A 25,189-nucleotide genomic window follows, 5' to 3' on the forward strand; every position below is an offset into this window, starting at 1 on the left:
AACTCCTTTGGCTACTCATCAATATCTTTTTTTGTATTTGCTTTTTTTGAGTTAAAACGGTTTTCATCTGCTGGACGAACATAAGTCGGACGCTTTGAAAGTTGAGAAAAAGGTAATCGAATAAATGCATCCCTTAAATCTTTGACACGTAATGGATAGATTGGTTCTAGATAAGGTCTTCCTAATGAAGTTAATCGGATTAAATGTGCTAATAGAAAACAGAAACATAAAACAATACCTAATAATCCCCATAGCTGAGCAAAAATAAGAAAAGGAAAACGTATGATACGGATGGTGTTACCCATTGTATAAACAGGTGTTGTAAATGATGCAAGTGCAGCAAGTGCAATCATAATAAGTAATACATTACTCGTAAGGCCGGCTTCAACAGAGGCCGTTCCAATCACGATACCACCTACGATACCAATCGTTTGACCAACCTTGGCAGGAAGCCTTGCTCCAGCCTCACGAAGCAGCTCAATGACTAATTCTAAAAACAAAGCCTCTAATATCGGTGGCAATGGAACCTCACGCCTTGAAATAACCAAGGTTGCCAGTAAATCCCTAGGAATTAGTTCATGATGATAGGTAAGAACGGCAACATATACTGGCGTTATCAAGATAGAAAAGATAACTGCAAAAAGCCGAAGCAACCGAACAAAAGATGCAATATACCAATTCATGAAATAGTCTTCGAATGAAGAAAAAAACTCAACAAGAGTGGTTGGTGCAATAAATGCTTGGGGCGACCCTTCTGTTAGCACAGCTACCTTTCCTTCTACTAATACAGAAGCAACTCGATCGGGTCGCTCCGTTTCGAGCACTTGTGGGAACATAGACTCCTGATTGTCTACAATGATTTCTGAAATAAAAGAACTGTCACTAATCTGATCAAAATCAATATCATGTATCCGCTGTAATACAGTTTGTACATTCTCCTTTTCAACTATATCTTCTATATATAGTACAGCCACTTTTGTCTTTGTTAGTTTCCCGACGACCAGTTCTTTCACTCGTAATTCAGGAACAGGCAATCGTCTTCGGATTAAATTCAAATTAGTATCAAGGGATTCTACAAAGGCTTCCTTTGGACCATTTACACTAAACTCCACTTCAGGAACGCTGATTGATCTTTTTTCAAATTTCACAGCATCAATAAGGGCACAATAACTATCATGTTTGTGAAATTGAATCATAATACAGCCTTGTAAAATCTTATCTTCTATTTCATTAGCCTTGTTTGTAATCACAATCTCCTTATTTGGAATAATCCCTTTAAGCTCTCGAATTGAATGGATTTTTGCATATAGCAAATAAGGCAAAATGTGTTCGTTGAGGGTTTGTGTATCAATAATATTGCGCTGATAAGTCAACCAATATGGACGAATCGCCTGGCTATTAAATTGGCAAATAAAGTCTTCTGATTTTCGAAAGGTTTGATAAATTTCCTCAGTTAATCGAGGTTTTTTATATTCTTTTTTAAACCAATTTGCCATAATGATCTCCTTCTTACATCCATAATAATCACATCTTCTATTTCTATCCCTTCTGTTAGTTATTCCTTGAAATGTATGGAATTTATGCATGGAATTTCTATTAACTTTATTCAGCCGGAGTTAGAACTCCAGCTGAATAAAGTTAAAGCCCCCGGAGGAGACATGCGATTTTCAAAAAAATTTTTCGAACTTAAGATCAAAGACTAAGAAGGCCACTTCCTGATGTCTTCGTCTTTGTGACCCACGTCGTGTCGGCCTAAAAAATCTAGGTACCAATCCGCCAAGGCGTATTTGATTTTGTTTGAAATTATTGGAATGAAAAATAGGCATGAAAGAAAGCAAAAGGCAAGATACTAAAGAAAAGTGTATCCTGAGGTGATATGAATGTGGAATAAAAAAAGAATTGCTATTGTGGCATTGGTCATTACAATTGGACTGACGCTTTTCGTTTCTTTTTCTTTCTTTAATAATAATGATGATAAGATGAGTCCAAAATCGTATTCTTCTCCGAACAGCCCTATACAATTAGGAAATGAAAAGCCTTATACGCCTCCTCAAATTATGAATGTGGACTCGATTCAACTATATAATAAGGTCCAAAAACAGTTAGATAAGGATGAAGAAATTGATATTATTGACCATAATGGTAAAGACAAAAGTCATTACCATCACCATCAGGTCATAGTTGATTTTAAAAAGCATTTATCACAAGAAGATATTAAACTAATTGAAAAAGAGATAGCAGGTAAGCTATTACGTAAACTTGATTCTTCTTATATTTTTGAATCAAGTAACTTGAAGACACCTGAATTGATTTCGTATTTTGAAAAAAACAAAAACGTGGAATTTGCAGAGCCGAATTTTATTTTAATGCAAAATCAGCAGCATCCAAACGACCTTTTATACAATGATTTTCAATTTAATTTGCGGATGATTGATTCGGAAAACGGTTGGGGAATTACGCAAGGATCAGATAAGGTAAAAATTGCAATCGTTGATACTGGTGTGGACCTAGACCATCCAGACCTCGTTAATCGAATTACAGGTGGCTATAACGTTCTTAAAGACAATAATGTTCCAGATGATGACAATGGACATGGTACACATGTTGCGGGAATTATTGCCTCACAAACAAACAATCACGAAGGAACGGCAGGAATCACATGGTATAACCCAATCATGCCGGTTAAAGTAATGGGCTCTGATGGATATGGGTCCACCTTTGATATTGCCCGTGGCATCATTTGGGCAACCGATCATGGGGCCGATGTCATTAACCTTAGTCTTGGGAATTACCAAGGCTCAAAGCTGTTAAAACAGGCAGTTGATTATGCATACAGACACGATGTTGTTATGGTTGCAGCATCTGGAAACGATAATTCAAGTCAGCCAAGCTATCCTTCTGCATATCCGCAAGTTTTAAGTGTTGCAGCCGTTGACTTAAATGGGGACAAAGCGGATTTTTCAAATTACGGTGATTATATTGATGTATCTGCACCTGGTGTGACGATACCAAGTACCTATATTGATGAACAATATGCTGCATTATCAGGGACATCGATGGCAGCACCACATGTGGCCGCTCTTGCTGCTTTAATGCGCTCAATCAATCCAAACCTTTCAAATAAAGAAATTATGGATATGATCAAGGGAACAAGCTTGGACCTCGGACAAGCAGGAAAGGATATTTATTTTGGCGAGGGACTCATTGATATTGTCCAAGCCCTTGGGCAAGCAAAGCAGGGAGCGGGAACTAAGTAAAAAGTGGGTAGAACCCACTTTTTCTTTTTCTAATATTCATATTCCCTTTGAATATGGAAACGATAAAAAAGAAATTGGGAAACATGAATTTCGTTGAATGGAGGAAGTACATTGTCTCATACTGGAACTCTACAACGAAGTGAGTATCTTCTCATCATCGCCGCATTTTTACTCATCGTCATTTTTGTATCTCCGTATTTTATTCTTGGAGAGAATGCTCATTTACGAGTTCATGACAATTTAGATTCAAATCTTGCCTGGTATCGAGTTTTAGCAAATAGCAATCAAATGCTTGGACCAATTGAGGCGACCATCCCCCAAATTATCAATGGCGAGCTTCAAAGAGGTGCATTTGGAACAGAATTTAGCGGAATTGTTTGGTTATATGTCTTTTTCCCACCGATGGTCGCCTATGGTTTAAGCCAATTCATCACGAGAGTTTTTGCATTTCTTGGGATGTACTTGTTATTAAAAAAATATTTTTTAACAAGTAAAGAATGGTCTTGGATTCGGGTTGGGGTTTCATTAGCTTTTGCACTAACCCCCTTTTGGCCCTCTGGAATGTTAAGTACACTGGGGATGCCGTTAGCGCTTTGGGCACTGCTTAATATTCGTGCTGGTGAGAAATCATGGGTGAACTGGTTGACACTGACCTTACTCCCGTTCTACGCGAGTATTGTCCTTGGCTTTTTCTTTTTTATAAGTGCAATGGGAATACTTTGGATGGTCGATTGTCTACGTGGCAAGGGCCGGAACCTTCGCTTTTTATGGGCACTCATTTATTTTACGTTCATTTTTATGGTGGTTGAATACCGACTTGTATACTCCTTTCTTTTTATGGACGATCCAAATAGTCGTGATGAATATTTTCATGCACGATTGACATTCCTTGATGCCCTACGACTTTCCTTAAAAAATTATGTCCTGGGTCATACGCATGTAATGAGTGTCCATGGCATGATTATTTTGCCTGTGACTTTACTAGCCTTGAATATTGTGATTTTAAAAAAGCAGTGGAAACAAGAGAAAGTCTTTCTTTTCTTACATAGTATAAATGCTATTTTATCGATCTGGTACGCATTTTGGTTTTATAAAGGCTGGGTTCCTTTAACGGAACGGTTTCATTTTCTTAACACCTTTAATTTTGCAAGATACCATTTTCTTAGACCAATGGTGATATACATTTTATTTGCCATTTCGTTAAAAATCCTATGGGAATACAGACCCGGCTGGAAGCGAGCAAGTATATTTTTCCTAGTGGCACAATTAGTGATTGTAGCCTCTTCTAATGAAGAGATCGTTCATAAAAGGAAGCCATCCTTTCAGCAATTTTTTGCAGAAAAACAATTCGAGGACATCAAAATTTTTATCGGATTGCCACAAGAAGACTACCGTGTTGCCAGCATCGGACTCCATCCAGCCATCGCTCAATTTAACGGATTTTACACTCTCGATACATACAATAATTTTTATCCTCTTTCCTATAAGTATCAGTTTCGTGAAATTATTGCTGATGAGCTAGATAAGGATAAAGAAATACGCGAATACTTTGATGAATGGGGCGGCCGTTGCTACATATTTCTAGATGAACTTGGTAAGCACTATATGTTCAAAAAGACATCAAAAAGAGAAATTAAGAAAATGGAACTGAATATGCAGGCATTTTACGATATGGGGGGACGGTATATTTTTTCATCCTTGCCCATCAAAAATGCCGGGAAAAATGATCTCGAACTTGAGCAAACCTTTGATTCACCTGAATCTGCATGGAGGATTTATTTATACCGAGTGTCGATTTCTCAATAAAATGAAAAATTTAAAAAGGGGGATGAAAAGGACCAAGAATTTCAAGGCGGTGCAGCTTTGAGTACCGGAGCGTATGCAGTTAATACGTGAGGAACGGAGATGCAAGCCAACGCAGAAATTCGATGTGTTATTTTCACCGCACTTTTTAAACATCCTATAATACTAATAGGGGGATTCATCATGAATGCACCACAACTTACCATTGTCGTCCCTTGCTACAATGAAGAAGAAGTTCTTCCGGAAACACTGAAGCAGCTTCGAACCCTTTTAGATGAGCTTATTACAGACAAACTCGTTTCAGAAAATAGTAGACTTTTGTTTGTCGATGATGGCAGCAAGGATCAAACCTGGACCATTATTTATAAAAAAGGATTAGAAGACAATAAGATTAAAGGGCTAAAACTTGCACGAAATGTGGGGCACCAAAATGCATTACTGGCTGGACTGTTTGCTGCTAAACGGCAATCTGATTGTCTTGTTTCGATTGATGCCGATTTACAGGATGATATTTCCGTCATTCGAGAGTTTCTGATTCGCTATACTGAAGGATATGAAGTCGTTTATGGTGTCCGAAAAGAGCGCAAAACAGATACCTTTTTTAAAAAACATACAGCACAAGGCTTTTATAAATTGATGCAATTCATGGGTGTGAACCTCGTCTATAACCATGCTGATTACCGATTAATGAGTAAACGGGCAGTTGAAGCACTTGAACAATTTGATGAAAGCAATCTATTTTTACGTGGGGTTGTTCCACTTGTTGGCTTTCAATCGACGTCTGTTTTTTACGATAGAAAGGAACGAATGGCAGGAGAAACGAAATACCCTTTACGGAAAATGATTTCGTTTGCCCTTGATGGCGTTACATCCTTTAGTGTTACACCGATTCGTTTCATTTCCTTAATGGGGTTTCTTTCCTTTTTTGTCAGCCTTCTATTTGGCGGATACTTTTTTTATTTAAAATTTAGTGGACAAACGACCACTGGATGGACATCAATGATTACGTCGATTTGGTTAATTGGTGGGCTGCAGCTGATTGCTTTAGGTTTTATCGGGGAATATATCGGGAAAATCTATAAGGAGACTAAGCGACGGCCGAAGTTTGTAGTCGATATTGATACCTTCAATCTTGCGGTTCCTGATGAAGTGCCTTTTGCTCCAGAAAAGGGTGAACACTTGATTGATTACAACCCACTTTCTGAAACCAACTAACACATTTATTCGCTTTTTGATTATTGGAGTAATGAATACTTTTGTTGGACTTTCTTGTATTTTTTTGTTGCTACATGTGGTCGGTCTCTCCTACTGGCTTTCTACTTTTCTTGGTAATTCAATTGGCGCCGCTGTCAGCTATATGTTGAACAGACGATTCACTTTCGCTAGCGAGACTACGCTTGGTAGGAGTATCCCTTTGTTTGTTATAGTGATTTTAGGCTGTTATTTTCTTTCTTTTTCATTGAGTAAGATGGTTGCTGGATTCTTTTTTGCGCAATACACAAACGAGGTGGCTGTTTTACTGGGGACTGGCTTTTATACAGTTATGAACTATTTAGGGCAAAAACATATTGTTTTTCCACAAAAAAAGCACTTTGGTTAAGTGCTTTTTTTTATGCTTTTTATTGTTTTTTGAAGGAAGACTATACCCACACCTAAAAATAAGAACATAAGGATTGCCGGTAATGGATTCTTTTTAGCGAGGTCAGCCGGATTAATTTCGGCACGTGTCCCCACCGCTTCCTCTGGAATATCCATTTTAAGCTGCTTCATCGCAAGCTGTCGACCATCATCTCCAAGAACTTGAAGTACTCCTTGATCATTCATTGCAACTTGAACAGCTTCATTTTTCTTTTGTGTGAATTTAAGTGGCTTGTTTAGATTGTAGCTTCCGTTCTTTTCAGTGAAAAATTTCTCGTTTGCTGCTACCTCTGTTACCTCGAAATTTTCAAAGCCATAATCTAATAGTGCCACTGTGTCGTCATACGCGTATTCATTGCGTTCAGCCTTTAACACAATAGCAATCAAAGACAAATCTCCTTGTTTTGCAGATGTTGAAAGGGTGTAACGCGCTTCTTGAACAAAACCAGTTTTCCCACCCGTAATCCCTTTATAGGGGATTTCCCCTCTTAGAAGTAAATGGTGGCTGAAAAGAGTTGTATCCCATGATTCTCCATCCCATGCTAATTCCTTCGTTCCAAAAATCTCACGGAAAGTGGGATTCTTTAACGCATATTTCGTAATTAAAGCAAGGTCATATGCTGTTGTGTAGTGATTTTCATCAAAGAGACCGTGCGGGTTGGTAAAATGAGTATGATCCACACCAATTTCTTCTTTTACATATTTATTGAGTGAATCTGCAAAGGACTCAATACTTCCATTAAGATGCTCTGCAATAGCAACTCCGGCATCGTTTCCGGAATTAATTAATAAGCCTTGAATAAGATGTTTTAATGGGACCTTTTCCCCTTCTTCTAGGTAAACGCGCGTACCATCCGTTTCATAGGCATTTGCACTTACCGATACAACATCATCTAAGTTTCCTTTTTCGATCGCATAAATGGCCGTTGCCATTTTCGTTAAACTTGCTGGATACATTTTTGTATGACTATTTTTCTCATATAGGATTGAACCAGTATTCGCATCTAATAAAATGACTGAGTCACTCTTAATCGCAGGTGCTCCAACTTCCTCAGCACCTTCTGCATAAGCTTGAAAAGGCGAAAGAGAAGTCATCAGAAATACTAGAATCAAAACAAAATTAAGTAGCTTCATTTCACTTCTCCCTTTTAGAACATTAGGACTCACTCTCGTGTCCCAGCAGTGTTTCCGACTACATGAGACGATAAACCTCGTCCCACGATTTTACAATTACAGTTATTCGTATGTCAAATGGGTTTTCTGACGGGACAGAGAAGAATGCGCAAGGTGACCGTCCATCGGCGACAAGCACAAACATGCGCTGATAGAAGGCGCTATTTGCCTTCAGGAGCGATTGGCTTGTGACCTCGAGACGTTGGCACCTGGAGCGAGACAGAGAAAAGACGTTGGCATTTTTCGCCAAACGTCTACATTTACTTTATTTATGGTATGTGTAAATGGAACTCCATTCATGGATAATATTTGTTGCCAATAGTGCTTCTCTAGCATACTTTTCAGCTTTCTTCATGAGTTGTTTTTCATCTATCTGACCTTCAAAATCAGGATTCACTTTGTAATACATGTAGGTGTTCGCTTCGTTTTGGCGAAACCGAACAAACGCTACAAAATCCTTCTCTTCATAGACTGAATAAAAGTAATCTGTGGACTTTCTAAACAATTCAAAATCGGTCCAATTTGTAACCTTGTATCCTTCCGCTTCCGTCATTGGAACAAGGTTCAAATCTATTATAACATCTGTAAAAATGTCCGTAACGTTGAAATGCTCCACCACAATAATGGTATCCTCATTAAGCTCAAATCCATCATTTTGCAAAGGCTTCTCCCAGCTAAAAATATGATCTTCGATAAATTCATCCAAAGTGGAATTTTCACCTTTTGCAATTCGTTCTCCCACTTCACCTTGAATTTCGCCAAATCGAATTTCATAAAAATCGGTAATTTGGATGTTTGCTTTATGCTCATTCCTTTTTGTAAAAACCTGAATAATATCGCCAATTTCGCTTTTTTCATCGCTTGGTAATTGATCATACCAAACCATTGGAGTACAGGTAACTGTCTTCACACCTCGTAGTACCTCTTCTAGAAGTCTTTCATCGTATTCATCTCGACCCCAAAAATCGATTCGTTTCATTCAATCACCTCTTCCCACTACTTGAATTATATAATGGAAGGTTTGAAAGAAACAACTAAAAACTCGGTAAGCCTTGTGGAAAATTGGCTAATTTTCCTTTTACTTGTCTTCGCATAAAAGATCAGATACTTCTAATACTACGAATGAAGTACTAAGAATGGAGATGAACGAATTGGGTAGAACAAAGCGCGGAAATGCAAATGCCAATCGAAATAATAATGTAAAAAAAGGAAATAGAATCAGCGAAGAGCTTGTTGAATTTGCTTCCTATACTGAAGTAGAAGCGGAAAAACAAAACGTTCAAAAGAAGAAAAAGAAATAGTAATCAGGGACTGTCCAAAAAGTCATTAAAATGACTATTAAAGACAGTCCCATTTGTTGGTTTTACTATCGCTTACCAATAAATTTTCTGATAAACCCAATTTAGTATTAAAACAAATAGTCCGGCTGATATATTTAACCAACCTAGAACCTTACTAACTTTTTGTTCTTTCTTCATTTTCGCTTTTTTATAATTTTTTACATCAAACAGGAGAATCAGGACTCCTGTCGTAACACTTAGGATAACAACATAATTTAAATATCCAATAAATATCATTTCGACTCCTTCGTACATAAAGCCTACTTTGCCTTTGTACCCACTCTTCGAATTTTTGTTGTACATTGAATATCAAATGTCAAATCCTTATATACTTCACGCCATTTCTCTTTTGTTTGAATCTGACTATTCCAGTATGCCGGTTGTTTTGCACGAAAATATTCACCAAATCCAAATATATCTGATTGCTCAGCCTGCATATTCTTAATTAATGCGCTTGCTCCTTCAATAACACCCTTCGAGGCCTCCGCTTCAATTTTTTTAATAATTTCGGGATTATCTATATTTACACTACTTGATCCTTCATCAATTAAACTTTCATAGTGAATTTTAATGGTTACATGTGGCTTCCCGTCCCGAATAGTTGGTTTTATTGATGACATCCGGGTTTCTGCCCTAACTAACACTTTCGCATTTGAGCCAGGTACTTGGACAAATACTTCATACCCGCCTTTTTTTTCTCCTGTTATCGCCATGAATAAGCCAATCTCAACTGGTTCAGTTTTACCTATCATTTTGTCATCTGAAAAATATGCTAAACCAGCAATTTGAATATTATCTTCTTTTTTCAATTCTAAATAAGGGAGGAAAGTATCTTGTCCTTTGCTTTGAAGCTTTGTCCAAAACAACCCGATAAAATCCTCAGGAAACCTACCTAATCTTATCGCATTTTCAATCATGGCAGACAAATAAAGAGTAGGGACACGCTCAAGCTTAGGTGCTACCTTCATAAATTGTATTGCTTTTCCTTTTGAAACGACCATCCAAGCGGTCCTTCTAATTTCCGGATTTCTTCTTAGATAATCATTGAATCTTATTACCCCATCCTTAGCGACTTCTTCACTAATTACAATAATCCGTAAATGGCCGAAGAATAGTCGGTCAGCCACTTCCTGCTGTAACACTGCTAACGCGTCATCAATTGAATATCCTACCACACTAATTAACCATAATGGTTCTTGATTTCCTCCCGCTCCACCCGTTTGCGGTCCCAATGGAATTCTTCCTGGAACAGCGATTTGAGCACTTAGTTTAATTAACCCTTCCTTTGGCTTTGGAAATTTGTTTTCTAAACCCGTTATTTGTTCATGTTCTTCTCCGTCTATATCATCGACCTTATCAATAGATATACCCAATACGACCGCTCGGTTTTCAATATCATCACTATCCCAGCACCCTGTTAAGAATAGTACGGGTGCTACAGCGATAAGTATCGATTTTATACATTTTTTCCAACTATGCTTTGATACTCCCATTTTTTTTCACCTTTTTCTTTATTAGGTCAACACATACTAATAACATGGGATAACCGACCGTTAGAATAAGGCCAAATCTACCAAAGATTTCAATTACATCATATAATTGCAATATATTTTGCGGTATCATTGCGATAATGAAGACGATTGGCAAAATAAAAAAGGAAAGCATTTTATGATCGCGTAATCCAACCATTTGACTAATCGAATGAACAGTAAACATATAACTAGAAAATAATGTAGTGAATACAGCAATTACCCATACAGATAAAAAAACAACATCTAATCGCTGAAGGATATTTCCGGGAATTGAGGTCGTTCGCGCCAACTCAAGTGTTGGCCATAGCAGATTCAATATTTCACCTGGGCCAAATACCGCTACGGTTGCAATTACAATTAATAAGTATAAACCCCCAGCAATAATCATTCCCCAAAGACTCGCTTTTATAGCTTTTTGTGGATGTCGCATAAATGGAATAATCATTGTAAAAATAAAAGCCCCCTGAAATAATGCTGCAATGGTAAACGCTCCAATTAAATAGTTCCCAGGCTCATTCCCTAATATTGGTAATAAATATAAGGTGTTTGCATTTTTTAATGATAAAGCAACTATGATTAATCCAGGAGCTAAAATAAACGGCACATAAAAATTATGGATATAGGCAAAAACATTCATATCATTTCTTGTCGAAAGTGCAGCTAGTATCAACATAATAATAACCGTTACTTCTAGGGGAGTTTGCTTTAGAATGGCTGTAATAACAACCGCACCAAACTCTCGTGATGTTAAACCCGTTAAAATGGCAAAAAAGAGAATGATAGCTAAACTCGATACCTTTCCTAGCCATTTTCCTAAAATATCTTCACTATACAAAATGATTGATTTACTTGGGTGACGCATTCCTAAAAATGTGATTAATCCTAGGCCTATGGATGCGATCCCTATACCTAGTAATGTAACAAAAGGAGCACCCGTATCAGCTGTTTTAACTGCAAAAAGAGGAAGTGCTAATAGCCCCACACCGATAATCGTGCTAATTAGAATCGTCGCTGCTTGAATGACCGTTATCTCGCGTGGATATTCCACTAGACTTGTCCTCCTCCCATTTTTCATTCCCAACCTTTATTGGATCCAATGTGTTATTTGGAGCCTTTTTGACTTCTTCCTTCTTTCCTAAGCGGTCTGAGTTTTGAGGATGCAGCATGGCTGGCCGTTTCGGCATCCATGAAAATGGTGATCTAACAATGACATCCTTTAACCCTTGATAATTCCCAGGAGTTACCGGGCTCATATAAGGGACCCCAAATGATTTTAAAGAAAGCATATGATTAAAAATAAAAATGACGCCAATTACAACTCCATAAAGTCCAAAGAACCCTGCCAAAATCACAATTGGAAATCTAAGCATGCGAAGTGCAAATGCTGCATCATATGCCGGTGTTGCAAATGAACCAATAGTTGTCATTGCAATCACCACAACTGTAATTGGACTTGCAATCCCAGCTTCAACTGCAGCTTGTCCAATAACAAGAACTCCTACAATTGATAGGGCACCGCCCACCTGTTTTGGAAGCCTTACAGTCGCTTCACGTAGTATCTCCATTGCGACCTCAATCATAAACACTTCAATCACTGCCGGAAATGGAACACCTGAGCGTCCACCAGCAACGGCAACAGCAAATTCTGTTGGAAGCAACTCAGGGTTAAACGAGATAAAGGACACATATAGCGATGGAAAAATTAATGAAAAAACTAAAGCAACCATACGTGCAAGACGGACAAAACTACCCATTAGAAATCTAGAAGAGTAGTCCTCTAAGGTTTGATAGAATTGATTAAATACAACTGGAGCAAGGAGTGCGAATGGTGACCCATCAACTAGAATCGCCACCCTCCCTTCCAAAATATTACCAACTGTCTTATCTGGCCGTTCCGTGCTTTGAATTTGTGGGAACGGGGACATATGATTATCTTCAATAAATTGTTCAATATAGCCTACATCCAGAATGGCATCAATATCAATTTTTCCTAATCGATTCTTCACTTCTTTTACTAAGTCCTCTGTTGCGATCCCTTCAAGATAACAAATAGCTGTCGTTGATTTTGACAAACGACCAATTTCCATTGTTTCGACTCGGAAATCAGCTGTTTTTAATCGATTTCGCAATAGCGCCACGTTTGTCTGTATGGATTCGATAAATCCTTCACGCGGACCTAAAATGACCTGTTCTGTTTCAGGCTGGGTGATCGACCGTTTTTCAATATTTTTTACTGCAAATTGAATTCCAGTAGCTACGCCGTCAATAAATACAAGGGTTTCCCCACTAAGGAGAGCTTTAACAATCATTTCAATATTATTTTCCTCTTTAGTTTCACTATGAAATATTGTCTCATTTAGTATGAAATCTTTTACATTTGAAATTGTAAGCTTGTCAAGGTTGGTATGAATGGGAACATACATTAACGGCCTCATAATTTCATTATTAATCGCACTTTTATCAACTAGGCTTGAAAAATAAACAATCACAGCTCGAAATTTACCATACATTTGAAACTGTCGATGAAAGAAATCAACATTTTTCCCTAATAGATTTTTCAGTAATTCAATCGTATCATCGAGATTTTCACCTAGCAGGTCTTTTGGCAATTCTTCAACCAATTGATGTGGAATGCTATTGTCATTTGATTTCATAGCTGGTTGCTCAGTTGTTTTAGTATTTCTTCGTTTCGGACTCCTCTTGATTGTAGACCAAGACATTTCGATACCACTTTCTTCAAAAGAGACATTTTCTAATATATTCCTCCATAAATGGTATTTTATTCTTATACAAAAATAAGACAGTTCCTCGAAAAGAACTGTCTTAGTAATTTATCAATATTTAAAAATGTTTTTTATACCATTCAGCTGCTGCTGCAACCTCTGTTCCTGTTAACATATGACCATTATTTTCCCAGTGAACCTCGACATCTGCATTTGCTTTTTGCAATAGGGTTTGAAGGTCAATTGTTTCTTGTGCCGGACAGATTGGATCATTTTTACCAGCTGCGATAAAGACTGGTGTACCCTTGATGTCTGGTAATTCAATGTCGCGTCTTGGCACCATTGGATGATGGAGGATCGCTCCTTTTAATGCATCTTTGTAATGGAATAATAGGCTTCCAGCAATATTTGCTCCGTTCGAATATCCGATTGCTATAATATTATTTCGATCAAATGAATATGTTGTTGCTGCTTCATCAAGAAATTCATTTAATTCTTTTGTTCGGAAAATAAGATCCTCAATATCAAAAACACCTTCGGCTAAACGACGGAAAAAGCGTGGCATGCCATTTTCAGATACATTTCCACGTACACTTAATACAGATGCACTTTCATCAATATGTGGTGCCAACGGCAATAAGTCAGATTCTGTTCCTCCTGTTCCATGTAGTAACAGAAGGGTTGGTTTTGTTTTATCTTTACCTTCTTGGAAAATGTGCTTCATTATTATTCCCTCCAAAACAATTACTCGTTCTAGTATTTCCTACTGAAATTTAAATAATAGATTAAATTAAAATATCTTAAATTCAAGATAATATACTATAATCCTTTTGTCAAATGTCATATATGTAGGACAAGTCACATATCCTTTTATATACGTTATTAGGAGGGGCAGTATGAGGCAAAAAATCATTTATCTATTTATTTTACTAGCGTTTTTACTAGGATGTACTTCAAATTCAAAGACAGCATCAGAACTGTACGGCACCCTTGATCAGGATCTCTCACAGAAGGACCAGGCTTTATTAGATAGCCTACAAAGTCATGTACAAAAGTTTATTCAACTTAATAAGGAACTCGACATGCTTTTGGACGAAATGAAAAAAGATGATGAACTTGAAGCCGCAATTGAAACGATGCAAATCGCGAATGAAGAGGCAATGTACATTTTTAACTTAATTGAGCTTGATGGTCAACCGACCAATGAAAATTTACATGAACTAAGGAGCCATGTACAAGCTTCCATTGAAAAATACATGGAAGCCATGAGCATGCAGGTTGAAGGGATTTCAACTGGTGACCCAAAGAAGACCGAAAAAGCTATTGATGAAATGAAAATGATTAATAAGGAATTTGATAAATTGAATCGTTCAATGAATGGCTAATTTGATTTAAGGCGTCTCAGGTGCAAGAATAGAAATCGATTTTTATCCTATACTACCATATATGAAGTTTTGAGGAGGTGGCCTCATGGACAAGCATAATGTTCGCTTATCTAGTGCCGAAATCGGTGGATTGTGGACGACTTTCATGCAGGGTGGTATGAACGTTTGCTTAATCAAATATTTTCTTCACCATCTACATGATGAAGAAATTAAAGCTATTTTGAAAAAATCTTATCAAATTTATAGTGGGCAAATTAAAGAAATTAAAAAGATTTATTCCGAAGAAAAAATCCCAATACCTGATGAATTCAGTGATGAGGATTTGAACCTTTCCGCACCACCACTGTTTTACGATTCATTTGCACTCACCTTTGTGTATGCAATGAGTCGAATGAACATGGTTAATTTTAGTTTTGTTACATCTAATACAGCTAGAGAAGATGTTCGATCATTTTTTTCAACATGCTTATCAGATGCATTGAATCAATATAATGAAGCTACGCAGTTAATGCTTGAAAAGGGAATTTATGACCGACCACCAATGGTAATCTACCCTACTGAAAATGAGTATATAGAAAAGAAGACATATTTAACTAAGCTAATCGGTGAAAAAAGACCATTAAATGTGGTTGAAATCACAGATATGTTTTTTAATATTGAGCGCAATTACTTCGCGATTGTCCTTTGTATGGGGTTCCAACAGGTGGTCCAAGACAAAGAAATCCTGGAATTTATAATAGAAGGCAGGGAGATTTCTGAGAAGCAAATTACCTTTATTAATGATTTATTTAAAGAAGAAAACCTCATGGGAACAACATCCATCCTAATGGAGGTCACAGGTTCAACAGTTCCACCTTTTTCGGATAGATTGATTCTTACACTTTTCCATGCACTTAACGGAATTGATATTACGCTGTTAGGCCATGCCCAGTCAATATCGATGAGAACAGATTTGGTTGCTTTTTACACAAAAACGATTGGAGAAATTTTCTTATATTCTGCTAAAGGGTTTAACATGCTAGTGGATCGAGGCTGGATGCCGGAACCGCCTCACAACCTTGATCGAGATAAATTAAAAAACATTCATAAATGAACGGCGTGCGACTGGAGGCACGTCGTTTATTTTCATTTATTTAAAATATCGTTTGTTGTTTAAGAAACAAAATTAAAATTTCCTTAACATTATTGAAATATCATTTTTAAAAACATATGAGATGATTTTGAAAGATATCGATGAATTTCACATGTTTTTGAAACCTTTTTACGTCTCTCTCCGTAAATACATTAATTCCAAATTTGGAGAGGTGAAAAAAAGAGATTGCATACTATTTACTGTATAGTACAATCAAAAAGAAACATTTTTTACAAGGGGGAAACCAACTTATGAAGCGTACAGGAGAAATTGTGTTAACGATTATTGGAGCGTGTTTTTTTGCACTAATTAGTGTATTTGGATTTATGTTTTTAGGTCTTAGTGGAGATAATACATTTACTCAGGATATGGAAAACATTATTGTTGCTGAAGATCCATCTCTTGAAGGAACAGATCTATCTTTCCTTTCAGATTTGGTGTCAGCTGGTGGCTGGTATTTCATTATCGTGGGAATCCTGGCGGTTATTCTTGGAATTGTATCGCTCATTCTATTAAAAGGTGATAAACATCCAAAGGCAGCTGGTATCATTTTAATTGTAGTAGCTGTACTTAGTGCACTTGCAACTGTCCTTATCTCGATTATCTCAAGTATCCTTTACTTAATCGCAGGTATTCTTTGCCTCGTCCGAAAGCAAAAGGAAACATTTAATCCTGAATACTAAAATGAAAATGCTTGAAGGTTTTAATGCCTTCAAGCTTTTTTGTTATTTATTTTTTAATGCCTGACTAAACCGTTTCAAGCCTTCTTCCAGCAGCGCCTTTGGACAGGCAATGTTAATTCTAGTGAAGCCTTCACCTTCTTTTCCAAAAATGTAACCTTCATCAAATGCGACTTTCCCTTGTTTTTGGATGACATGCTCCAGTTCCTTGGCATCCAATTCAAGCTCACGGCAATCAAGCCACACAAGATAGGTTGCATCTGGTTCAATCACTTTTACCTCTGGAATATTGGACTTGATATAATCTTTTAGAAATTGAAGATTTTCTATTAAATAGTCGAGAAGCTGGTCAAGCCATTCATCGCCATTCTCGTATGCAGCAATTAACGCAGTTACCCCAAATGTATTGGTTATGCCTATAAAACGATCCTCAATTGCTTTATTAAAGCTTTCACGAAGCTCTTTGTTCGGAATAATCATGTTGGATGTTTGTAAGCCTGCAAGATTAAAGGTTTTGCTTGGTGCAGTGCAAGTAATCGAGTTACCGGCAAATTCCTCGGATATCGATGCAAATGGGATATGAACATTTCCTTTATATACAAGGTCGGAGTGGATTTCATCTGAAACAACAAGGATATTGTGCTTCAAACAAATTTCACCTAATTTTGTTAGTTCATCCTTTGTCCATACACGACCGACAGGATTATGTGGATTTGAGATAATAATCATTTTTACAGATGAATCAATCTTTTTCTCAAGGTCATTCAAATCCATATAATAACGACCATTTTCAAGTCGTAATGGATTACTGACAATTTCCCGGGCATTCTTTTCAATCACACTCATAAATGGATAATATACGGGCTGCTGAATCAAAATTTTATCGCCTGGTCTTGTAAAGTTTTGGACAATAATCCCAAGTGCTGGTACGACACCAGGTGTAAAACAAATCCAATCCTTTTCAATCGTCCATTTATGGCGACGTTTCATCCAACCCACTGTTGCTTCATAATAGGAATTAGGTCTTGTTGTATATCCGAAAATTCCGTGCTCCACTCTCTTTTGTAGAGCATCGATGACTGGCTGTGGTGATTTAAAATCCATATCAGCCACCCACATCGGAAGGATCTTTTTGTCACCAAATAAATTTTCTACTTCGTCCCACTTCACTGAATTCGTCTGTAGTCGATTTACTGATTCATCAAAATTATACTTCAAGCCAACCCCTCCATTTATAAATGCGCCTTGGCGTATTTGCGCCCAGATTTTTAGGCCCACACTAGGTGGGTCACAATGACGTTGCCACAGGAAGTGGCGTTCTTAGTCTGAGTTCCTAAAATTCAGCTGGGTTTAAACCCCAGCAGAATAAAGTTAATAGAGACTTTTTATTACTACATTTTCAGGTAGCTTAAATGGATTCTCTTTGTTGATATGATCGTAAAACATGATCCCGTTTAGATGATCGATTTCATGTTGAAAAACGATTGAAGCATATCCTTTTAAACGTAGAGAAATTTCTTGTCCGTTGATATCAAATGCATTTATTTTAATTTTTTCATATCTTGGAACATAGCCTTCTACCGGGCGATCGACTGAAAGACATCCTTCTCCTTCCGGCAGATAAGTCATCGAAACAGAATGGCTGATAATTTTCGGATTTACGATATGATATTCATACAATTTATCATCAAAATCCGTAAAATAAGTGACAAACATGCGCTTATTAAGACCAACTTGGTTTGCAGATAAACCAACTCCAGGACGTAGACCGTACTTTTTCGATAGCGCTGGATCCTGGCTATTTTTCACATAATTCATCATGCTAATTATGGATTCCTTGTCTTCTTCCGAAAGTGGCACAGGAACCTCTTCTGTTTTTTGAGCTAAAATCGGATGTCCCTCACGAACAATATCCTTCATCGTAATGATGTAATCAGATTTATAGTACATTTCTTTTCATCTACCTTTTCTCTTTTTCATGTTTTTATCTTATCTTTCCCTTACGTTTATGTCTATTGTTATACAGTTTTTCACTTTTCTTTCGTTGTATTCTTTATCAAAAAAAAATGCCACCATTTAGGAGGCACTTATTGTTACATTTTTTATTAATGAAGTAAAAACTTCACTGCTCATTGTTTTATAGCCTTCTCTTGTCAAATGAATACCATCATCACTAATATAGTCATTTAAGTCTCCGGAATGTTCCATTGCTGAACGCACATCAATTTTCAGGACATTTAATTGCTCGGCTAAGCTGTTCAAGCTACGATTATATAGGCCATGCCAGTGCTCAATTCCTCCCTGAAGACTAATCCAATGACTGATTGAGCTTCCATACGTTTTAGCAAGCAGCTTGTAATATCGAACAGGGTCAAGGGGTGGCAATGTCATCAAAACAGGAATGCTATTCGTTTCTTGTATTCTATAAATCAATTGTTTTATGTTTTCAATATAGCGTTCAATCGGGACGATTGGTTGATGTTCAACTTCAGGTTGTTCAGCCACTTCATCCCATTTAAAATTGCAGTCATTACCACCAATATTTATAATGACGTAATCCGGGTGCTCAGCAATCACATCTTTCTCAACGCGGGACAATAATAGGTCGGAGTTATCATTAAAAACACCTTTATTTATAACTGTGAAATGCTCAGAAGCGAATTGCTGCAAAAATGAGGGATAATTCTCTTTTAAAATTCGCATGCGACCTTTCACAAAAGAAACACCTCTCGTTAAACTATCCCCAAAGCATACAATTTTCATAATTTATCACCGCTTATCTTTTTTATTCGCGTTACCATTACACGTGGTTTCCAATACTACATATCATGATACACACATCTCACCATGTAGTCAACATTTACTTCTCAGTGGTTATAGGGTAAACTAAATTAAAATAATATCGGAAAAATGAGGGGTTACAGTGAAGCTTGAAAGGGACTTACTCAAAGCTTTAGAAATGGATAAAAATATTTTTTTAGAAAATATTCCACAAATTGATTTATATATGGACCAGGTCATTCAACTCTTTGAAAATACTTTTAATACTGCTAAGAGAAATGAAGACGAAAAGATCCTAACGAAAACGATGATCAATAATTATGCAAAAGGGAAATTGCTGATTCCTATCAAGAATAAGAAATATTCAAGGGAGCATTTGATTTTATTAAGCTTGATTTATCAGCTAAAAAGCGGCCTTTCAATCAATGATATTAAGGCAACACTTAATGGTGTAAATCATAGGATTATGAATGATGAGGAATTTGACCTAGAGGAATTTTATGAAAGCTATCTGGCTTTATATAAAAAAAATACAGTTGAATTTAAAGAGGATATTGATAGAAAAATGAAGGATGTTAAAGAAGAAATGGCTTCTTCTAAGGATGAACAACTGAAAAAAGTGCTTTTGATTCTATCCTCTATAACAGCTAGTCAATTTTATCGTCGTGCAGCGGAAACTTTGGTAGATGAGTTAATAAGTGAACAGGGTGAAAAAAAAGAAAAGTGATTGGCTCACTTTTCTTTTCCCTTACTTCACACTATTGATTAACCCGTTCATCATCTCTTTATCCATCGGTCCCACAATTTTTTTCCGAACAATGCCTTTGGAATCAATTAAATAACTCGTTGGAATCGCATGGGCTTGATAGATTTGCCCAATATCCCCTTGTTCGTCAAGCATAACTGGAAATGTGAGCTCGTACTCCTCTACAAACTTTGCCACATCTGAACTCTTTTTCTCCGCGGTCGTTAGATTAACAGATAAAAGTACCACATTGGATTCTTTATTTTCCACATAAAATTCCTGCATATGTGGCATTTCTGCTTTACAGGGTGGGCACCAGCTCGCCCAAAAATTTAAAATGACTCTCTTCCCTCTAAACGCGGAAAGCTTCAATTCTTCTCCACTTATTGTTTTAAGAGTAAAATCGGGAGCTAGTTGTCCTTCGTATATGCCTACTTTTTGCTCTACTGTTTTTGGTTCATTTGCTGGAGTTGCGAAAGAGATGTTGCTATTGACTGTCCAAACGATAAGCCCCGTTAAACCAACAATAAGTGCTACCTTTCTAAACAAATGAAACACTTCCTTTTTCTGTTGTCCTCTATAATAGAATGTCAACAAAAGAAGAAAGAATGCACCCATTGATTTTATAAAATGAAGAACTATGTGTTCTCGAAGCAAAAATAAAGCAAATAAATCATAGACCATCAAGGTTACAGAGCTCACAATTAGTATTGAGCGCGTGAGTTGTGATGTGTGAACTGTACGCTTTTTAAAATGATGCAGTAAATAGAGTAGTGTAATGACTAATGCAATCACTAATCCTTTTGTGCCACCGGTAAAGTACAGTAAAGACATTGGACTTTTAATGACGAGTTTTGGTTCAAGGACTAACAAACTTCCCTTCCACGCTAAAAAACCAATAAAAATGCCGTTTGTGAGTAGGTTTAGGATGTTTTTAGTCGTTTCTTTAGATTGTGTTTTTGCTGACCAAACTCGTACAACAAGAAGTCCAACGATTAATCCTATTCCAAGAATGACCCATTTTGACATGATCGCTAAAGAGCCAATTTGTATGAATTGCATGCATATCCTCCGCCTGTTTTAGTACAACTATTATATCTCTAGCAGAGAGCAAAAAATAGTATTTTGAAATGGACAACAGTTCCTTAGTGAACCTGAATTTGGCTTTTAGCATAAATTCAATTTATCAGCCATAATAAAAAATTATTAGCCGTAAATCTCTTTTATCAGCTATATTTTGAAATTATTAGCCGTACATGCATCACATAACCAAGTTTACTTTTTAAAAAAGAAGCTCCTGACAAAAGGAGCCTCTTTTTCATTAATTTGTTGGTCGTTTGAATGGCCACCAGTTGGCTATGCCAAAGTTTTTCACCATAACCGGTATAAATAATGGCAATATCACAAATGCATACAGCATGAGGCCGACGAGTGTGATTGATGCAATCTGGAGCAAGGATAGCATCCCAGAAGGCATCATTGCTGCAAATGTTCCTCCAAGAATGATGGCTGCTGAAATAATTACAGTTCCCATCTTCTTCATCGAAAGAAGCATTGCATCCGCGACTGAGATATCACGGAATTCATTAAAGCGATCCATTAAGAAGATACTGTAGTCAACCCCGAGTGCAACGAGGATGACAAATCCAAAGAAAGGAACGGCCCAGCTAATTCCGGAATATCCGAGGATATTAACAAAAATCACTTCATTGATCGCCATTGATGTGTAATACGTTAAAATCAGTGAACCGATGATATAGATTGGCATAATTAACGAGCGGAACAAGAAAATTAAAATAAGCGCAATCCCGATAAACATTAAGACGATTGTTCGAGAATAGTCCTGCTCAGACATTTTGCTTAAATCTGTATTTGTGCTTGTGATACCACCTAGGGCGACATCTGCATTTTCAAGCTTTGTACCTTTCGTTGCTCTTTCAACTGCTGCATTGATTTCATCGATTTGACCCATAGCTTCATTTGAATAAGGGTTTGCCTTAAAAATGACATCCAATGTCATGACTTTACGGTCTTTAGACATGTAAACATCTAGGACCCGTAAGAAATCGTCACTTTCAAGCACTTCTTCCGGCATGTAAAATGCATTTAATTCTTCTGAGTTTGATAGATCATATAAGTATTCTTGAGCAGATCCTAAACCATCTGAAACCTGACCAAGTCCCTCAACACTTTGAGTGAGTCCATCTGTTAATTGTGTAATTTGACCACCTAGACTTCCAAAGCCATCAAGTAGCTGCTGTTGGCCATCGTTAATCCCTGTTAAGCCATTCGTAATTTGTGGCATACCTTGAACGATTTGACCTTGCCCGTTCGCTGCTTGAAGAAGGCCACCTTTAAGTTGTTCAAGTCCATCAATGAGCTGTTCAAGCCCCGCGGGTAGAGCTGCTTGTTCTTGCAGCAGTTGTTCGAAACCATCGTTTGCTTTAATCATTCCGTCATTAACGGCTGAAAGGTGTCCATTTATTGTCTTAATACCCCCAGATAACGCTGGGATTCCTTGTTGTAATGAAAGAATGCTTCCTTTCATCCCATCGTAAAATGGATCTGCAGCTACCCCTTGATGCCTATTTTGGAAATCCGCAAAACCTTGTTCAGTAAACTGATTTAACTGAATAGATATTTCATCTATTTGAGAAGCAACTCCTGAGTATTGTTCAAGTAATGAAGCAATGCCCCCTTGTGCATCCTTATACCCAACTAATAGATTCGTATTATAATATTTTAATAATTCTTCTGAACCGACTTTTGCTTCATCAACCTTGGCAATCATTGTATCGATTCCAGCTGTTCCACTACGAATACCAGACTCGATTTTGGAAAGGTTAGTTTGGATTGCAGATAGGCCAGATTTCACCTGATTTGTACCTGTGATTAATTCACCAATTCCATCTGTAGCCGTTTGAAGCTCAGGCTCTGATTTTGCAAGCTCACTACCTGCTTCCTCTAAGCCTTCCTGAATTTGAGTGAGTCCATCTTTTCCTTCTCCAAGACCTTCCTCAAGTGTCTTTGCTTGGTTAGCGACAAATAAATCCTCGATCGGTTCGCCTGTTGGTCTTGTGACTGAACGGACCGTGTCAACTAAGTCTACCTTTTCAACTTCTTGGCTAATTCTTTCTGCTAGTTCAATATATTCGGTTGAGTCCATGGCTTCATCATTTTTCACAACGATTTGAGTTGGCATGGATTCGCCAGGTCCGAAGCTACCTGCAATGGCATTGAAAGCTTTAATTGAACTTACATCACCACTTAATTCCTCTAATGAATCATAAGAGATGTCACCATCATACACAACTAAAAATGGAGTAACGATTGCCGCAACCACTAAAAGTGATAACAGTGGACGACCTAATGAAAAGCGACCGGCCATTTCCCAAATCTTACTGTCCCCATGCTCCAAATTCTTCTTAGATGGCCAGAATAATTTTTTCCCTAACACGGCCATAAAGAATGGAACGACTGTAAACAATGCACCTAATAATAGCGCTACTCCCACAGCCACAGCAACAGCAGATTGGTATAAAATAAATTGGGAAAACCCGATTGCAGAAAATCCAATCATTACCGCAATGCCGCTAAAAAGAACGGTGCGCCCCGCATTTTTATATGTCTCAATAATCGCTTCTGTTAAGCTCTCCCGGTGTGAAAGCTCCTCTTTAAAACGACTTAATAATAAGATACAGTAGTCTGTTCCAATTCCAAATAACACAACAACTAAGAATATCTGTGTGTAGGTTGAAATTGGGAAATCAAATTTATCAACCAGCATCGCAACAATGGATTGTGACCCAAGATAAGCAAACCCTACTGTCACAAGTGGTATAATCGGTGCAATTAAAGATCTAAACACAAGTAAAAGAACAACAAGAATAAAGACAACTGTAATACCCTCTGTCTTTTTCAAGCCTTCTTGTGAACTTGTCATCAGATCCTCAGTAATGAGCCATTCACTAGTGTAATAGTGATCAACCTTAACATCTTCAATTGCTTGATATAAAGCCTTGCCAACCTCTTTTGGTTCACGATCATTCCAGCTAACCGTCACTGAAGCAAGAATAGATTTTCCATCCTCTGAAACAAGCTGCTCCTTTAATGTTTCTTCATTAAAATGAGTTAGGATTTCGGTAATTCCGATTTCGGTTTTCTTCTCTTCAAGAAGTCGGATTGCCCGTTCAGCTTCCTTGATTTCGTCTTCTGTTAGCTTCTGTTCATCATGAAATACAAGTGCCACCTGTGTTTCGTTTCCCCCACCCTCCTGGGACTGGGCATCGTTTAAAATATTTCCTGCAATGGAGGAAGAGTATTCAACTGGAACGGTAATCTGGCCCTTTTCACGAACAAGGTCCGCCATATTTGGAGCCGCAAGAAATAATCCAGCTACGACAACAATCCATGCGATAAGAACAAACCATTTCCGTTTAATGATAAAATTCATGTTTAATCCACCACCTTGTTATTTTTTGTTTGTTGAAGGATTCCATTAAGCTTTTCATACGTTTTTAGAAATTGAACTATCTCCTCTTCTGAAAATTCACCAATAATTGATTCGACTAGCTTATGAACCCGCTCCTCCGTCTTGGAAAAAAGTGCATTTCCTTTGTCAGACAACGTTAAGTAAACAATTCTCCTGTCATTTTCATCACGTGTTCGTTGAATCAAGCCTTTTTCAAAAAGGCGATTAATGATGGCAGTGATCGCACTCTTTTTTACTTCAAAAACATCTGCAAGTTCAGTTGATGTACATGATCCTACTTTATTTATGTAGCGAAGTGTATAATGCTGATCATTTGTAAGATCGCTTCCGATTTGTTCCTTTACAAGCGACTCCGCAGTGGTATTCACAGAAAAAGAAATGTCTATATAAGAATCAACTAATTCCTTAATGTTTGTTTTGGTCATATTTCGTATCACCCCACAAAATAAAAGCTGAATAATAGTTAAACTATTTAACTATTAACAAAGTTAACTATAATTCGCACCCA

General features: G+C 37.3%; 23 protein-coding genes. 9 read left to right on the forward strand and 14 right to left on the reverse strand.

Annotated elements, in window-relative coordinates; all coding sequences use genetic code 11:
* Nucleotides 1-11: 11 nt before the first annotated feature.
* The gene (locus V7097_RS13155; protein WP_335704076.1) at nt 12-1,496 is read right to left on the reverse strand and encodes a spore germination protein; all 1,485 of its coding nucleotides are present in this window, start codon (nt 1,494-1,496) and stop codon (nt 12-14) included.
* Nucleotides 1,497-1,880: 384 nt separating this feature from the next.
* On the opposite strand from V7097_RS13155, the gene V7097_RS13160 reads away from it, so the two are divergent.
* From V7097_RS13160 to V7097_RS13175, 4 genes are all read left to right on the forward strand, one after another.
* Nucleotides 1,881-3,257 carry a S8 family peptidase gene (locus V7097_RS13160; RefSeq protein WP_335704077.1) on the forward strand — a complete coding sequence of 459 codons (1,377 nt, stop codon included), beginning with the start codon at nt 1,881-1,883 and terminating at the stop codon, nt 3,255-3,257.
* A 111-nt stretch (nt 3,258-3,368) separates the two neighbouring features.
* Nucleotides 3,369-5,063: a DUF6044 family protein gene (locus tag V7097_RS13165; RefSeq protein WP_335704078.1), complete on the forward strand. Its 1,695-nt coding sequence runs from the start codon at nt 3,369-3,371 to the stop codon at nt 5,061-5,063.
* Nucleotides 5,064-5,243: 180 nt separating this feature from the next.
* The gene (locus V7097_RS13170) at nt 5,244-6,275 is read left to right on the forward strand and encodes a glycosyltransferase family 2 protein (RefSeq protein WP_335704079.1); all 1,032 of its coding nucleotides are present in this window, start codon (nt 5,244-5,246) and stop codon (nt 6,273-6,275) included.
* Complete coding sequence (locus tag V7097_RS13175; RefSeq protein ID WP_335704080.1) at nt 6,244-6,660, forward strand: GtrA family protein; 417 nt, start codon at nt 6,244-6,246, stop codon at nt 6,658-6,660. Before V7097_RS13170 ends, V7097_RS13175 begins: the two co-directional genes overlap by 32 nt.
* Here the strand turns inward: V7097_RS13175 and V7097_RS13180 are convergent.
* Entirely contained in the window at nt 6,657-7,832 is a 1,176-nt protein-coding gene (locus tag V7097_RS13180; protein ID WP_335704081.1) for a D-alanyl-D-alanine carboxypeptidase family protein, read from the reverse strand. The genes V7097_RS13175 and V7097_RS13180 overlap by 4 nt on opposite strands.
* A 304-nt stretch (nt 7,833-8,136) precedes the next feature.
* Complete coding sequence (locus V7097_RS13185) at nt 8,137-8,850, reverse strand: ASCH domain-containing protein (RefSeq protein WP_335704082.1); 714 nt, start codon at nt 8,848-8,850, stop codon at nt 8,137-8,139.
* 172 nt (nt 8,851-9,022) lie between these two features.
* On the opposite strand from V7097_RS13185, the gene V7097_RS13190 reads away from it, so the two are divergent.
* Nucleotides 9,023-9,172: a hypothetical protein gene (locus V7097_RS13190; RefSeq protein ID WP_335704083.1), complete on the forward strand. Its 150-nt coding sequence runs from the start codon at nt 9,023-9,025 to the stop codon at nt 9,170-9,172.
* 72 nt (nt 9,173-9,244) lie between these two features.
* Here the strand turns inward: V7097_RS13190 and V7097_RS26030 are convergent, their stop codons facing one another.
* The 5 genes from V7097_RS26030 to V7097_RS13210 all read right to left on the reverse strand — a co-directional run bounded on the left by V7097_RS26030 (nt 9,245) and on the right by V7097_RS13210 (nt 14,190).
* Nucleotides 9,245-9,514, reverse strand: coding sequence for a CLC_0170 family protein (locus tag V7097_RS26030; protein WP_438824236.1), 270 nt, complete (start codon nt 9,512-9,514; stop codon nt 9,245-9,247).
* Nucleotides 9,472-10,704, reverse strand: a complete 1,233-nt coding sequence (locus V7097_RS13195; protein ID WP_335704084.1) for a Ger(x)C family spore germination protein — start codon at nt 10,702-10,704, stop codon at nt 9,472-9,474. Before V7097_RS13195 ends, V7097_RS26030 begins: the two co-directional genes overlap by 43 nt.
* Nucleotides 10,685-11,791 carry a GerAB/ArcD/ProY family transporter gene (locus tag V7097_RS13200; RefSeq protein WP_335704085.1) on the reverse strand — a complete coding sequence of 369 codons (1,107 nt, stop codon included), beginning with the start codon at nt 11,789-11,791 and terminating at the stop codon, nt 10,685-10,687. Before V7097_RS13200 ends, V7097_RS13195 begins: the two co-directional genes overlap by 20 nt.
* Nucleotides 11,739-13,463, reverse strand: coding sequence for a spore germination protein (locus V7097_RS13205; RefSeq protein WP_335704086.1), 1,725 nt, complete (start codon nt 13,461-13,463; stop codon nt 11,739-11,741). The genes V7097_RS13200 and V7097_RS13205 overlap by 53 nt, the downstream gene beginning before the upstream one ends.
* Nucleotides 13,464-13,584: 121 nt before the next feature.
* Nucleotides 13,585-14,190: an alpha/beta hydrolase gene (locus V7097_RS13210; RefSeq protein ID WP_335704087.1), complete on the reverse strand. Its 606-nt coding sequence runs from the start codon at nt 14,188-14,190 to the stop codon at nt 13,585-13,587.
* Between the two features lie 172 nt (nt 14,191-14,362).
* Here V7097_RS13210 and V7097_RS13215 point away from each other — a divergent pair, with 172 nt between their 5' ends.
* From V7097_RS13215 to V7097_RS13225, 3 genes are all read left to right on the forward strand, one after another.
* Nucleotides 14,363-14,851: a hypothetical protein gene (locus V7097_RS13215; protein WP_335704088.1), complete on the forward strand. Its 489-nt coding sequence runs from the start codon at nt 14,363-14,365 to the stop codon at nt 14,849-14,851.
* Nucleotides 14,852-14,936: 85 nt separating this feature from the next.
* Complete coding sequence (locus tag V7097_RS13220; RefSeq protein ID WP_335704089.1) at nt 14,937-15,944, forward strand: DUF3231 family protein; 1,008 nt, start codon at nt 14,937-14,939, stop codon at nt 15,942-15,944.
* A 290-nt stretch (nt 15,945-16,234) separates the two neighbouring features.
* Nucleotides 16,235-16,666 carry a DUF4064 domain-containing protein gene (locus V7097_RS13225; protein ID WP_335704090.1) on the forward strand — a complete coding sequence of 144 codons (432 nt, stop codon included), beginning with the start codon at nt 16,235-16,237 and terminating at the stop codon, nt 16,664-16,666.
* A gap of 42 nt (nt 16,667-16,708) precedes the next feature.
* On the opposite strand, the gene V7097_RS13230 is transcribed toward V7097_RS13225, so the two are convergent.
* The 3 genes from V7097_RS13230 to V7097_RS13240 form a co-directional block, all read right to left on the reverse strand.
* The gene (locus tag V7097_RS13230) at nt 16,709-17,881 is read right to left on the reverse strand and encodes a MalY/PatB family protein (RefSeq protein WP_335704091.1); all 1,173 of its coding nucleotides are present in this window, start codon (nt 17,879-17,881) and stop codon (nt 16,709-16,711) included.
* 153 nt (nt 17,882-18,034) lie between these two features.
* Nucleotides 18,035-18,613, reverse strand: coding sequence for a peptide deformylase (gene def, locus V7097_RS13235; RefSeq protein ID WP_335704092.1), 579 nt, complete (start codon nt 18,611-18,613; stop codon nt 18,035-18,037).
* 126 nt (nt 18,614-18,739) lie between these two features.
* A complete protein-coding gene (locus tag V7097_RS13240; RefSeq protein ID WP_335704093.1) occupies nt 18,740-19,426 on the reverse strand; it encodes an SGNH/GDSL hydrolase family protein in 687 nt (228 codons plus the stop codon).
* Nucleotides 19,427-19,622: 196 nt separating this feature from the next.
* On the opposite strand from V7097_RS13240, the gene V7097_RS13245 reads away from it, so the two are divergent.
* A complete protein-coding gene (locus V7097_RS13245; RefSeq protein ID WP_335704167.1) occupies nt 19,623-20,171 on the forward strand; it encodes a DUF1836 domain-containing protein in 549 nt (182 codons plus the stop codon).
* A 21-nt stretch (nt 20,172-20,192) separates the two neighbouring features.
* Here the strand turns inward: V7097_RS13245 and V7097_RS13250 are convergent, their stop codons facing one another.
* The 3 genes from V7097_RS13250 to V7097_RS13260 form a co-directional block, all read right to left on the reverse strand.
* Nucleotides 20,193-21,251, reverse strand: a complete 1,059-nt coding sequence (locus tag V7097_RS13250) for a peroxiredoxin family protein (RefSeq protein WP_335704094.1) — start codon at nt 21,249-21,251, stop codon at nt 20,193-20,195.
* Nucleotides 21,252-21,510: 259 nt separating this feature from the next.
* Nucleotides 21,511-24,642: an MMPL family transporter gene (locus V7097_RS13255; protein WP_335704095.1), complete on the reverse strand. Its 3,132-nt coding sequence runs from the start codon at nt 24,640-24,642 to the stop codon at nt 21,511-21,513.
* Between the two features lie 2 nt (nt 24,643-24,644).
* A complete protein-coding gene (locus V7097_RS13260; RefSeq protein WP_335704096.1) occupies nt 24,645-25,106 on the reverse strand; it encodes a MarR family winged helix-turn-helix transcriptional regulator in 462 nt (153 codons plus the stop codon).
* Nucleotides 25,107-25,189: the final 83 nt, after the last annotated feature.

Origin of the sequence: Bacillus sp. JJ1562 (assembly GCF_036962705.1) — a bacterium.
Taxonomy (GTDB): Bacteria; Bacillota; Bacilli; order Bacillales; family Bacillaceae_L; genus Ferdinandcohnia.

Excerpts from the sequence above, each read along its gene's own strand:
- V7097_RS13240 (WP_335704093.1), bottom strand. The coding sequence starts at position 19,426 with ATGAAAATTGTATGCTTTGGGGATAGTTTAACGAGAGGTGTTTCTTTT.
- V7097_RS13195 (WP_335704084.1), bottom strand. The coding sequence starts at position 10,704 with ATGGGAGTATCAAAGCATAGTTGGAAAAAATGTATAAAATCGATACTT.
- V7097_RS13185 (WP_335704082.1), bottom strand. The coding sequence starts at position 8,850 with ATGAAACGAATCGATTTTTGGGGTCGAGATGAATACGATGAAAGACTT.
- V7097_RS13225 (WP_335704090.1), top strand. The coding sequence starts at position 16,235 with ATGAAGCGTACAGGAGAAATTGTGTTAACGATTATTGGAGCGTGTTTT.
- V7097_RS13215 (WP_335704088.1), top strand. The coding sequence starts at position 14,363 with ATGAGGCAAAAAATCATTTATCTATTTATTTTACTAGCGTTTTTACTA.
- V7097_RS13180 (WP_335704081.1), bottom strand. The coding sequence starts at position 7,832 with ATGAAGCTACTTAATTTTGTTTTGATTCTAGTATTTCTGATGACTTCT.
- V7097_RS13255 (WP_335704095.1), bottom strand. The coding sequence starts at position 24,642 with ATGAATTTTATCATTAAACGGAAATGGTTTGTTCTTATCGCATGGATT.
- V7097_RS13205 (WP_335704086.1), bottom strand. The coding sequence starts at position 13,463 with ATGTCTTGGTCTACAATCAAGAGGAGTCCGAAACGAAGAAATACTAAA.
- def (WP_335704092.1), bottom strand. The coding sequence starts at position 18,613 with ATGTACTATAAATCTGATTACATCATTACGATGAAGGATATTGTTCGT.
- V7097_RS13170 (WP_335704079.1), top strand. The coding sequence starts at position 5,244 with ATGAATGCACCACAACTTACCATTGTCGTCCCTTGCTACAATGAAGAA.
- V7097_RS13210 (WP_335704087.1), bottom strand. The coding sequence starts at position 14,190 with ATGAAGCACATTTTCCAAGAAGGTAAAGATAAAACAAAACCAACCCTT.
- V7097_RS13160 (WP_335704077.1), top strand. The coding sequence starts at position 1,881 with ATGTGGAATAAAAAAAGAATTGCTATTGTGGCATTGGTCATTACAATT.
- V7097_RS13245 (WP_335704167.1), top strand. The coding sequence starts at position 19,623 with ATGGATAAAAATATTTTTTTAGAAAATATTCCACAAATTGATTTATAT.
- V7097_RS13260 (WP_335704096.1), bottom strand. The coding sequence starts at position 25,106 with ATGACCAAAACAAACATTAAGGAATTAGTTGATTCTTATATAGACATT.
- V7097_RS13250 (WP_335704094.1), bottom strand. The coding sequence starts at position 21,251 with ATGCAATTCATACAAATTGGCTCTTTAGCGATCATGTCAAAATGGGTC.
- V7097_RS13220 (WP_335704089.1), top strand. The coding sequence starts at position 14,937 with ATGGACAAGCATAATGTTCGCTTATCTAGTGCCGAAATCGGTGGATTG.
- V7097_RS26030 (WP_438824236.1), bottom strand. The coding sequence starts at position 9,514 with ATGTACAACAAAAATTCGAAGAGTGGGTACAAAGGCAAAGTAGGCTTT.
- V7097_RS13155 (WP_335704076.1), bottom strand. The coding sequence starts at position 1,496 with ATGGCAAATTGGTTTAAAAAAGAATATAAAAAACCTCGATTAACTGAG.